The 4,265-nt window shown below is 32.4% G+C and carries 2 protein-coding genes and 2 pseudogenes; 2 read left to right on the top strand and 2 right to left on the bottom strand.

Annotated elements, in window-relative coordinates; translation table 11 throughout:
• Window positions 1–111 precede the first annotated feature (111 nt).
• Together BD821_RS13890 and BD821_RS13575 are read left to right on the top strand one after the other, a co-directional pair.
• Window positions 112–282 (top strand): annotated as a pseudogene (locus BD821_RS13890) (Hsp20 family protein); the annotation flags it as partial.
• A gap of 434 nt (window positions 283–716) precedes the next feature.
• On the top strand, window positions 717–860 hold the full coding sequence (locus BD821_RS13575) for a hypothetical protein (RefSeq protein ID WP_156422325.1): 144 nt from the start codon (window positions 717–719) through the stop codon (window positions 858–860).
• A gap of 180 nt (window positions 861–1,040) precedes the next feature.
• On the opposite strand, the gene BD821_RS13220 is transcribed toward BD821_RS13575, so the two are convergent.
• A complete protein-coding gene (locus tag BD821_RS13220) occupies window positions 1,041–3,134 on the bottom strand; it encodes an AAA family ATPase (protein WP_104410879.1) in 2,094 nt (697 codons plus the stop codon).
• Between the two features lie 225 nt (window positions 3,135–3,359).
• Window positions 3,360–3,977: pseudogene (locus BD821_RS13225) on the bottom strand (IS3 family transposase); the annotation flags it as partial.
• Between the last annotated feature and the right edge of the window lie 288 nt (window positions 3,978–4,265).

Consider the following 4,265-nt stretch of genomic DNA (forward strand, 5'->3'; position numbering starts at 1 on the left):
ATAGAATACATGGATCATTAAACTACATGACACCTGTAGAATATAAATCAAAGATGTCCGAATAAAACTTGTTTTAAAAAGTATTGACAATCCAAAGTTTCTGAAGATAAAAACAAAAAATATATTCATCGTGAAAGAAAATATGCTCAGATGTCACGAAGCATATTCCTTGCAGATGCAAATGAAGAAAGTGTTCAGGCAAAACTAGAAGAAGGTGTGTTGACAATTAAGGTACCTAAAAAGGAACAGGTCGACACCTCTAAACGCATCATGATCGAGTAGTGAAAGACAGTACATTAGCACACTGGCACAACAACATGCCGGTGTGCTAATGCTTTTTAATTGAGAAACAGTAGCGTAAGTTCATTGGTATAAACATCTGAATTAATATAGAATAAAATATAGGTGGAAATCAATGGTATTAAAGACGTAAGTGGTTACTTGAAGAAACAGTTTATGAATCAAATCAAAGCATTGCTTGAAGCTGAACGTGATCTTTAACGTAGGCATATAAAGTATGATAACAAAAACAAAGGAAACTAACTCTTTTTTATAAATGAAAAGCTGTTCCTAAAACTATTTTAAGCGACTATAGAGAGTTGGATATCAGGTGTGGGGTAAATTAATATTTTTCCTAGCTAATTGTATTATAACTTGACTTTTCAATATTCCTATCGCATTACTAGATACCAATCAAAGGATTGGAGGTAATGCAAATGACTAATGAGCAAAAAGAGAAAATTATTGAATTAAGGAAGTTAGGGATAGGCTATCGCAGCATTGAATTGTCTACACTTGATTGGACAACTCCTATGAGGGAGGTTATTGTTAAATTAAAGCAAGTAGGCGATTTTTTATGACAAGACTTCTGAAAGTTAGTAGTACCGGTCGATGATTAAGGCTGAGCCATTACCTTTGGAAAGTGAGGTATTATAAAAACAGCAATAAGATAAAATTCAATACGAAATTATCTTATTGCTGTTTTTGATTTATATTCCAAACTCTTTTTTAATATAAATTTCTTTATTTAGTGTAAGAGTTTATTTACCTTTAACTATTACTTCATCATTTTCAAGTACGATATCTACATTTTTTACGTCTGTATGATCTAAGTAGTAATCTGTGATTTTGTCGCGTACTTCTTGTTCAACAACACGACGTAACGGACGCGCACCCATTTGTTCGTCGTAGCCTTTATCAATTAACCAATCTTTGACATCTTGTGTAACGTCAATTGTGATTCCTTTTTTATCTAATGTTTTTTGAACATCTTCTAGTAATAAGTTCACAATGTCTTTTAATGCATCTTTACCTAAATGATTGAATTTAACGATACCATTGAAACGGTTAAGGAATTCAGGGCGGAAGTATTTTTTCATTTCATCCATAATATCATCAAACTCTTCATTTCCATCACCAAAGCCAGCATTAGAAGTACAAATAATAATTGTGTTTTTAAAGTTAATGACATTACCTTGACCATCTGTTAAGTTACCATCATCCATAACTTGTAGTAATAAAGTTAAGATTTGTGGATGCGCTTTTTCAATTTCATCAAATAAGATAACTGAGTACGGGTTACGTCTAACTTTCTCTGTTAATGTGTTTGAATTATCATCATAACCTACATAACCAGCAGTTGTTCCAATCATTTTAGATACAGCAGTTTGATCACTATATTCACTCATATCTAAGCGAATTAATGCATCTTTATTACCGAATAAATCAATTGCTAACTGCTTTGCAAGTTCTGTTTTACCTACACCTGTAGGACCTACGAAAAGGAAGCTACCAATTGGGCGGTTGCCCTCATCAAATCCAGCACGGTTACGACGAATTGCACGAGAGACAAGATCAACAGCTCTATCTTGACCAATAATTTTATCTTTTAAACGCTTATTAATATTTTTCAATCTTTCGATATCACTTGCATCCATTTGAGATACAGGGATACCAGTTAAACGTTCAATTGAATCTAAAACGTCTTTTACAGTAGCTTTAGTATTATGTGCAACATTGCTATTTTTTAGTTTATCTTCTAGTTCTTTAATTTCTTTTTGGATTTTGTCAGCTTCTTTATATTCTTCATTACTCACGGCTTTACTTTTATCATCTTGTAATTGTGCAATGCGCTTTTCAATTTCCACTTTATCTATTGCGGGACTTTGTGCTGACAAGTGAGCTGCAGTAATATCTAGTACGTCAATAGCTTTATCTGGCAATAAACGTTGAGGAATATATTGAATGGATAAATCTACACAAGCTTTTAATACATCATCTGGTAGTTCAACATGGTGATGTTCTTCAAATTTTTCACGTATACCCTTTAAAATATTAAAAGTGTCATCAGCACTTGGTTCATTAACAAGTACTTCATTAAAACGACGTGCTAATGCAGCATCTTTTAAAATATTATTCCGATATTCATCTTGTGTAGTTGCACCAATAACTGAAATGTCACCACGACTTAATGCAGGTTTAATAATATCTGATAGCCCTTTGCTACCAGAATCACTGCCAGTTGAACCTGAACCAATAATTTGATGGATTTCGTCAAAGAATAACACAATATTTTTCGCTTCTTTAACCGCTGCAACTAATTTTTGAATATTTTCTTCAAAAGCACCACGATATTGTGTACCAGCTTCTAAGGAAGAAATATCTATTGAGATGATTTCTTTATCTTTAATAGATGATGGTACATTGCCTTTAACTATAGCTTGTGCTAAACCTTCAACAATAGCTGTTTTACCTACACCAGCTTCACCAACTAAAATAGGATTGTTTTTAGTACGTCTACTTAAGACTTCAGCAGTTTCTTGGATTTCTTTATCACGACCAATTACTGGGTCTAATAAACCATCGCGTGCTTCTTGTGTTAAATTACGGCCAATTTGATCTAAATAATTACCTTCATCATTTTGTCTTTGAGAATTAGATTGTTGAAATGCATGCGCGTTTTGCTCAGCAGAATTCCCACCTTGCTGCTGTCGTAATTGTGCTAATTGTTCCGGAGAAACTTCTTTGCCATTGATATAATATCTTTTAGTACCACTATTGACAGATTCTTGCATATCTTGGAATATTCTTCTGAAAATTGAATCAAAATCATTATTGAAATATCCGTTATTCATACATATCACCCCTAAAAAATTTTAGAAATACTTAAGACAACAGTTAAATCATATATATTATAATGAACTAATTGTATAAAATGGTACAATAGAACAAAGTGTTCATGATATCCCTTTTTTTAATGAGATAAAATATCTCCTCTTTCATAAAGTAACACTTCATTCTAAGTATTATTTACAAGCATACTAAAAATACCTTGGAATGTCAACACTAAACTGTACAAATTATTTAGAGTGCATCAACTTATATTCAGTAGGTGTTAAATAATCTAATGATTCATGTATTCTAATATTATTAAACCAATGGACATAATCAAAAAGTGCAAGATCAAGTGCTTGTTGGTCAGGGAAATTGGTACCATTAATAAATTCTGTTTTGATTATTTTAAACATAGCTTCTGCTACTGCATTATCATAGGGGGATCCTTTTTCACTCAAGGATCTTTCGATCCCAAACGTTTGGAGTACAGCCTCAATTAATTGGTTTTTAAATTCATTTCCCCTATCTGTATGGAATAATTGGAGCTCGCTTAGATTGTATGGTACCGAAGCAAAGGCACGCTGAACTAGAGCTGCAGTTTTGTTCGGTCCAGAACTGTAATCAATAATTTCACGATTATATAAATCAACTAAAATGCAGGTATAATGCCATTTTAAATCAACACGAACATAAGTTAAATCACTAACAACGACCTTCAATGCTTCATCTTGTTCAAATTCTCGATTTAATACATTACCAATCTCAGATTCATTGCATTTTGCTTTTTGAGATTTATATTGTGCAATAGTATATTTTGAAACAATTCCTTGCTCTTTCATAATACGGCTAATTCGTTGGCGTGAGTTTGGAACAAAAACATCACATTGGAACAGAATATTATGTTCCTGGAACAAAAAAGAAGTTCGTCACATAGTTAGGAACAGCAATTAACCTATGTTGGTGCTAGTATATAATTGTGGACACGAAAAGTTGAACAAAGTAAAATATAATTAATAAGAAGGAGATGTTCAAAAATGCCACAAAAAAGATACACAAAAGAATTTAAAAAACAGATTGTAGACTTGTACAATATGGGAAATAAATCCCTCACTGAATTAGAAGGTGAATATGGCGTATCAAAATCTACTATG

The organism is Clostridium algidicarnis DSM 15099, assembly GCF_002934235.1.
In the GTDB taxonomy this organism is placed as follows: domain Bacteria; phylum Bacillota; class Clostridia; order Clostridiales; family Clostridiaceae; genus Clostridium_L; species Clostridium_L algidicarnis.

Excerpts from the sequence above, each read along its gene's own strand:
- BD821_RS13220 (WP_104410879.1), bottom strand. The coding sequence starts at position 3,134 with ATGAATAACGGATATTTCAATAATGATTTTGATTCAATTTTCAGAAGA.
- BD821_RS13575 (WP_156422325.1), top strand. The coding sequence starts at position 717 with ATGACTAATGAGCAAAAAGAGAAAATTATTGAATTAAGGAAGTTAGGG.